The organism is Corallococcus llansteffanensis (assembly GCF_003612055.1).
Classification (GTDB): domain Bacteria; phylum Myxococcota; class Myxococcia; order Myxococcales; family Myxococcaceae; genus Corallococcus; species Corallococcus llansteffanensis.
This window is the reverse complement of sequence record NZ_RAWB01000538.1, coordinates 1-6803: the sequence shown is the minus strand read 5'-3', so window position 1 is coordinate 6803 and position 6803 is coordinate 1. Positions and strand designations below refer to the sequence as shown.

Sequence of the window (6803 nt, the reverse complement as noted above, 5' to 3'; positions counted from 1 at the left end):
GTGCAGCAGGCCCCGCACGCCCTCCCCGCCCTTGCCGATGCACAGCGCCTGGTTCTCCGCCGTGTTCAGCCGCACGAGCAGCCGGAAGTCGATGAACTGCGCCAGCGACTGCGGGTCCTCCAGCAGGTTGCGCGGCACCTGGATCCACGCGCGCGTGGGCTTGAGGGCCTGGGTGTCCTGGTGGAACTCGAAGCCCGCCTCGGGGCGCAAATCCACGTCCTCCACCGGCCCCGCAGCCTTCGTCTGGGGGTGCGTCTCGTACCAGAAGGGCACCGGGTCGCGCTCCGCCTTCGCGGTCTTGAACATGCCGCGCACCGCGATGCGTGGACGGCGCTTGAAGCCGGGGAACGCGTCCACGATGGAGTTGTCGTAGTCCACGTGGGCCTGCGTGCCGTGCTTCTGCACCGCGGCCGCGAAGGCCGCCCCGGGGGAAATGGACACGTCCGCCTTCATCTTGATGCTCATGGCGTGAGACTCCTCGCGACGCTGTGACGACGCTGTCTAGAGCGGATGCAGACCGCGGAAGCCCAGGCCTTCGGTCTCCGGGCGGCCCAGCATCAGGTTGAGCGCATGCACCGCCGTACCGGCGGCGCCCTTCACCAGGTTGTCGATGGCGGCATTCACCACGATGCGGCCCCGCTCCGCGTCCACGTCCACCGCCAGCTCGCAGTGGTTCGTGCCCAGCAGCGGCCCGGGCTCCGGGAACGGAGACAGCGAGGCGCTGGGCCGCAGGAGCCGAACGAAGGGCTTCTCGCGGTAGCGCGTGGCGATGGCGCGCACCACCTCCGCCTCGTCCACCGGCCGCGCCGCGAAGGCGTGCACCGTGGCCAGGATGCCGCGCACGCCCGGCACCGCCGTGGCGCTGAAGTGGATGGTGGGCTTCGCGCCGGTGACGCGCTCGACGATGCCCTCCAGCTCCCCCGTGTGGCGGTGGCCCACCGGCTTGTAGCAGCGCAGCGCGTTCGCGCGCTCCGGGTGGTGCGAGGAGCGGTCCGGCGTCGAGCCACCTCCGGACGAGCCCGTCTTCGCGTCCACCACCAGCACGTCCGTGCGCGCGAGCCCCGCGTGCACCAGGGGCAGCAGCGCCAGCAGACCCGCGTGCGCCATGCACCCGGGCACCGCGACGTGGCGCGCGCCCGCGAGCGCGTCTCCCATCCACTCCGGAAGGCCGTAGACGAACGTGGGCACGTCCTCCGGGCGCGGGTGCTTGCCGTACCAGCGCGCGTGCCCCGCGGCGTCCAGGCGGAAGTCCGCGCTCAGGTCCACCACCCGCTCCGCCAGCCGGCACACCCTGGGCCAGCGCGCGAGCAACTCCCCTTGCGGCAGGCAGCTCACCAGCACGTCGCACGCCTCCAGCGCGTCGTGCGGCGTGTAGCGCAGGGTGCCCAGGCCGCGCAGGTGCGGGTGCGGGAAGTCCAGCCGCTTGCCGGCGAACTGGTTGGACGTGGCCTGCACCACCTCCACGGCCGGGTGCGCCAGCAGCAGGCGCAGCACCTCGCCGCCGGTGTAGCCCGCCGCGCCCAGCACCGCCACGCGCGCGCTCATCGCTTGCCCCCGACGACGTACTCCGCGATGAGATCCGGCAGGGGCACGCCCGTCTCGTCGATGCTGCGCGCGAACTCCACGCAGTGGTTGATCTCGTTGACGTAGACGTGGCCGTCGCGCGTCTCCAGCAGGTCCACCGCGACCATGTCCCCGCCCACCGCCTCCGCCGCGGCCTCCGCCAGCTTCGCGTGCAGCACCGGCACCTCGTAGCGCTCCGGTACGGCGCCCCGCGCGGTGTTGGTGATCCAGTGCTCGGAGCGGCGTCGCAGGCCGCCCACCGCCCGGCCGATGACGTAGACGCGCAGGTCGTAGCCCGGCTTGTCCACGTACTCCTGCACCAGCGCCACGTGGTCCTGCGCGCCGCCGGTGCCGAAGCGCGTGGACAGCACGCCCTCCGCGGCGCTGCGCGAGTCCAATCTCGCCACCATCCGACCCCAGCTTCCCAGCACGGGCTTGGTGACCACGGGGTAGCCCCGGCGTTCAATCTCGTCCAGGCACGCGTCCTCGTCGAAGGCCACGAACGCCCACGGCATGGGCACGCCCTTCGCGGCCAGCGCGGCGCACGTGAGGGCCTTGTCGCCGCAGAGCGAGATGGTCCGCGCGCTGTTGAGCACGCGCAGCCCCTTCAGCTCCAGGAACGTGGCCAGGTAGCGCGCGCGTGTGAAGGACATGCTGCGCATCAGCACGGTGTCCGCCTCGGAAGGGGGCTGTCGGTCCATCGACAGCGCCATCCCCGAGTCCGACACCATGTTGACGGCGCAGTCGCGCCTGCGCAGCGCTTCGAGGAGGAGCTTCTCCTCGGTGCGCACGCGCGTATAGACGAGGTCGACCTTGCGCATGGCCTGGGGCTACTCCCCCCAGTCTTCCTCGACCTCGGGGGCCTCCTCCAAGCGAAGGGGGTTCACGCCCACGACCTCCAGCTCGGCGGAACAGCCGTCGCAGGAGAGGACTTCACCCACCATGCGGTTCGCGGCAACCACTTGCTGCGAGCACAGCGGACACTGGTTCGCGACCACGGCATCCGTCGTCGGGTTCGGGTGGTTCTGGGCCTGCATGTCAGTCCCTCCTCGTTTCGGATCCCACGGCAAACACCGGGGTTCTTGGGAGCACTCCAAGGATGCGCTCGGCCACCTGCCCGCCCTCCAACCCATGGCCCCGCAGCAGCGCCTCGTGCGAGCCCGCCACCGCGTCATACCGGTCCTGCAACCCCACCCGGAGCACGCGCCGGCTCAGGCCCAGCTCGCACACCGTCTCGCACACCGCGCTGCCCAGTCCACCGAGCACGTTGTGCTCCTCCACCGTCACGAGCAGCCGCGTGCGCGATGCCGTCTCGCGCACCGCCTCCTCGTCCAGCGGCTTCAGCGTGTGCACGTTGAGCACGCGCGCGGACAGCCCCTGCGCCTCCAACAGCCGCGCGGCGTCCAGCGCGACGGACACGCCCACCTCGCCGTGCGCGAGCAGCCCCACGTCATCGCCCTCGCGCAGCAGCGCGGCGCGGCCCAGCTCGAAGGGGGGACGCGGCCCGTCCAGGCGGGTGACGCGGTTGCGGCCCAGCCGCAGGTACACCGGCCCGTCGTACGCGAGCATCGCGCGGGTGGCGTGCACGGTCTCCAGGCCATCCGCGGGCGACACCACCGTGAGGTTGGGCATCGCGCGCAGCACGGCCAGGTCTTCAATCGCGTGGTGCGTGGGGCCGAAGAACGCGCCCGCGACGCCGCCGTAGTCGCACACCAGCTTCACGTTGGCGCGCGCATAGGCCAGGTTCAGCCGCACCTGCTCGCACGCGCGCATCACGCCGAACGCCGCGAAGCTGTGCGCGATGACGGTGTGCCCCACGTGCGCCAGGCCACACGCCATGTCCAGCATGGTGGCCTCGCAGATGCCCAGGTTGAAGTAGCGCTGGGGGTGGCGCGCTTCGAACGGATCACCGCCGCCGCCCAGGTCCGCCTCCAGGAAGACGACGCGCGCGTCCTCCTCCGCGAACCGCGCGGCCGCGTGCCGGAACACCAGCCGCGACGACAGCTCCGGGTGCGCCGCAAGCCACGCCTCCGGCGCGAGGGACAGGTCCGGGCCCTGCGTCCCCGGGGGGACCACGGAAGCGCTCATGAGCCGTCCTCCCCCAGCGAGGCGAGCGCGCGGCGCAGGTGCTCCGGCGAGAACACGGCGTAGTGCGGCCCCTTGCCCTTGAGCATCGGCACGCCCGCGCCCTTGCGCGTCCGGGCGACGATGGCGCGCGGACGGTCGCCCACGACGGGCGCCTCCAGCGCCGCGCACAGGGCCGGCAGGTCGTGCCCGTCCACCTCCAGCGCCTGGAAGCCGAACGCGTCCAGCCTGGGCACCAGCGACTCCTGCGACAGGATGGCCTCGGTGGGCCCGTCGTTCTGGCCGCCGTTGCGGTCGATGATCAGCGTCAGCGCGGTGAGCTTGCGATGGGACGCGACTTGAAGCGCTTCCCAGTTGGAGCCCTCGCCCATCTCCCCGTCGCCGCAGACGACGAAGGTGCGGTTGGGTTCGCCGCGAAGCCTGTGCCCCAGCGTCAGCCCCACGCCCAGCCCCAGGCCGTGGCCCAGGCTGCCGGTGGCGAACTCCACGCCCGGCACCGCCGCGTTCACGTGGCCGGTGAAGATGCTGCCGTCCGCGTTGTAGCCGCGCACCAGCGCCTCCACGTCCACGAAGCCGAACTCCGCCAGCGCCGCGTAGAGCCCCGCCGCCGCGTGCCCCTTGGACAGGATGAGGTGGTCGCGCTCCGGCGCCTTGGGAGCGCGCGGATCCACGCGCATCACCCGCCCCAGCAGCGCCACCAGGATCTCCACCATGGACAGCGACCCACCCAGGTGACAGCCCGCCGGCGTCGCCGCCAGCCGCAGGATGGTCTGCCGGATGCGCCGCGCGCGCCGGGGCAGCAGCGTGAACCCCGCGTCCGACGCAGCGCCCGTGCCCCCGTCCGGGGAGCGGGCAGGCGCCACCGGGCCGCTTCCGGCCGTGGGTTCATCAGGCGTTCGCGCATCGCGCGCCGGCCCGGGTGTGGATGGATTCGCCGAGAGAGTCATGCCCGTTGCTTCGCTGGCGCCAGCCCCGTCTACCGGCTGTTGTGAGCCACCCTAGGAAATCGCATCATGCGCCGTCAACGCGGATTTTCTTAAGATGTAGATGTACAAGAAAAAACCGTCTAGCCCGGTAATCTCGCGACGTTGCACTCGCATCACGCTCGGCATTCGCGGACATCAAGTCAACCCGAGGAGACCTTCAGATGGGGCAGCGCTTCCATAACGCAGCGGCGTTGGTGAAGGGTGCGGAGTACCGGGGCAAGGGTTGGTGGCGCGACACCACCGTGGTTGACGATCTGCGTCGTTGCGTCGAGGCCCATCCGGACAAGACCGCGATCATCGCCGCACGGTATTTTTCCAAGGACGTCACGCGACTGACGTACGCGGAGCTGGCGCGGTACATGGACCGGTTCGCGCTGGCGCTGCGGGATCTGGGCGTGGGGCGCGAGGACATCGTCGCGGTGCAGCTGCCCAACGGGTGGCACTTCACGGCGCTGGCGCTGGCGTGCGCGCGGCTGGGGGCGGTCATCGCGCCCATTCCTCCCGACTACCGGCGGCGCGAGGTGGAGTTCATCTTGGGGCGCACGGAGGCGGCGGTGTACGTGGGGCCCACGTCGTGGACGGGGCACTCGCACCGGGACATGGCGCGGGAGATGGCGATGGTGCTCCCGTCGCTGCGCCACCGGGTGCTGCTGGGCAGCAACGACGGCCTGCAGGCGGGCGAGCGGGACTTCGAGCGCCACTTCATCGAGCGGAAGTGGGAGCAGGAGGCGTCGCTGGACGGCGTGGCGCCTGCGGGGCCGGACGACGTGTGCAACATCCTCTACACGTCTGGCACGACGGGAGAGCCCAAGGGCGTGGTGCATTCCCACAACACCAACTACGGCATCACGCGCGCGCTGTGCGACACGCTGGCCATCGACGGCACGGACGTGGTGGCGCTGCCGTCGCTGCTGACGGCGTCCACGGGCTTCACGTACTCGTACCTGATGCCCATGCTGCTGGGGGCCACGGCCGTCTACATGGACGTGGGCGATCCGGAGCTGACGCTCAAGCTCTTCGAGGAGCATGGCGTCACGTTCACGTACGGCATTCCCACGTACCTGATGAACCTCATCGCGCTGCAGAAGAAGCGCCAGCGAAACACGTCCACGCTGCGGCAGATCGCCACGGGCTCCATCCCCGTGCCGCCGCACCTCATCGCGGCGGTGCGGGAGACGTTCGGCGTGCGGCTGCACACGCTGTGGGGCATGACGGAGAACGGCGCGGTCACCATCACGCGCCATGACGACCCGCCGGACTGGCCCAGCCAGAGCGACGGGCGGGCGGTGGCGTGGATGCAGACGCGGATTGTCCCGGCGATCGCGGAGGACGGCACGCCGTACCCGGACGGGACGGGGCGGCTGCTGGTGCGGGGCGCCAGCCAGTGCCTGGGCTACTTCAAGCGCGAGGACGTCTATTCGGCGGCGGTGGACGCGGACGGCTGGTTCGACACGGGCGACCTGGCGCGCGATGACGGGCGCGGCGGCATCCGCATCGTGGGGCGGCTCAAGGACGTCATCTTCCGATATGGGTACAAGATCCCCGTCGTTGAGGTGGAGTCCGCGCTGTACTCGCACCCGAAGGTGAAGGAGGTCGCGGTCGTCGCGCACTCGGACGACAAGATTGGCGGCGAACGGGTGTGCGCGGTGGTAGTGGTGCGCGAGGGCGAAGCGCAGCCCACGCTCACGGAGCTGCGCGACCACCTCAAGCAGCAGGGCATGTCCAACCAGTACTGGCCGGACCGGCTGGACGTCATCGACGAGATGCCCAAGACGGCCACCGGCAAGGTGCGCAAGTACCTGCTGCGGGAGCGGTTGAAGCCCGCGTGAGGAGAGAAACGGATTTGAGCCAGGGCACCGACGACGCGTCCCTCACGGAGATGGAGCGCAAGCTGGCCGGCTGGTGGCGGGAGCTGCTGGGCGTGGAGGTCGTCCGCCCGGAGGACCACTTCCTGGAGATCGGCGGCAACTCGCTGATGGCCACGCTCCTGTCCAACCGCATCGAGAGCGAGCTGGGTGTGGAGGTGACCATGGTGGACCTGTTCAACACGCTCCGGGACGTGGCCGCGCTGTGCGAACAGCTGCGCGAGGAACTGAACGCATGAAGCCGCGCCGCCCTTGAGAGGCGGCCTCCACCCCTACCCCCGAGCGCGCCATGCCCGAGCACCCC

The 6803-nt window shown here is 70.9% G+C and carries 8 protein-coding genes; 2 read left to right on the top strand and 6 right to left on the bottom strand.

Annotated features, from left to right (window positions below; genetic code table 11):
- The 6 genes from D7V93_RS34395 to D7V93_RS34370 form a co-directional block, all read right to left on the bottom strand.
- A partial coding sequence (locus D7V93_RS34395; RefSeq protein WP_244237681.1) for a phage major capsid family protein occupies positions 1–465 on the bottom strand: 465 nt, incomplete at its 3' end.
- A gap of 36 nt (positions 466–501) precedes the next feature.
- Positions 502–1545, bottom strand: coding sequence for an N-acetyl-gamma-glutamyl-phosphate reductase (gene argC, locus D7V93_RS34390; RefSeq protein WP_120647402.1), 1044 nt, complete (start codon positions 1543–1545; stop codon positions 502–504).
- The gene (locus tag D7V93_RS34385; RefSeq protein ID WP_120647401.1) at positions 1542–2384 is read right to left on the bottom strand and encodes a RimK family alpha-L-glutamate ligase; all 843 of its coding nucleotides are present in this window, start codon (positions 2382–2384) and stop codon (positions 1542–1544) included. Before D7V93_RS34385 ends, argC begins: the two co-directional genes overlap by 4 nt.
- Before the next feature lie 9 nt (positions 2385–2393).
- A complete protein-coding gene (gene lysW, locus D7V93_RS34380) occupies positions 2394–2600 on the bottom strand; it encodes a lysine biosynthesis protein LysW (RefSeq protein WP_120647400.1) in 207 nt (68 codons plus the stop codon).
- Between the two features lies 1 nt (position 2601).
- Complete coding sequence (locus D7V93_RS34375) at positions 2602–3651, bottom strand: transketolase family protein (RefSeq protein WP_120647399.1); 1050 nt, start codon at positions 3649–3651, stop codon at positions 2602–2604.
- Positions 3648–4511, bottom strand: a complete 864-nt coding sequence (locus tag D7V93_RS34370; RefSeq protein WP_208723248.1) for a thiamine pyrophosphate-binding protein — start codon at positions 4509–4511, stop codon at positions 3648–3650. Before D7V93_RS34370 ends, D7V93_RS34375 begins: the two co-directional genes overlap by 4 nt.
- 284 nt (positions 4512–4795) lie before the next feature.
- On the opposite strand from D7V93_RS34370, the gene D7V93_RS34365 reads away from it, so the two are divergent.
- On the top strand, positions 4796–6463 hold the full coding sequence (locus D7V93_RS34365) for an AMP-binding protein (protein ID WP_120647397.1): 1668 nt from the start codon (positions 4796–4798) through the stop codon (positions 6461–6463).
- Positions 6464–6477: 14 nt separating this feature from the next.
- On the top strand, positions 6478–6738 hold the full coding sequence (locus D7V93_RS34360) for a phosphopantetheine-binding protein (RefSeq protein ID WP_244237680.1): 261 nt from the start codon (positions 6478–6480) through the stop codon (positions 6736–6738).
- Positions 6739–6803 lie beyond the last annotated feature (65 nt).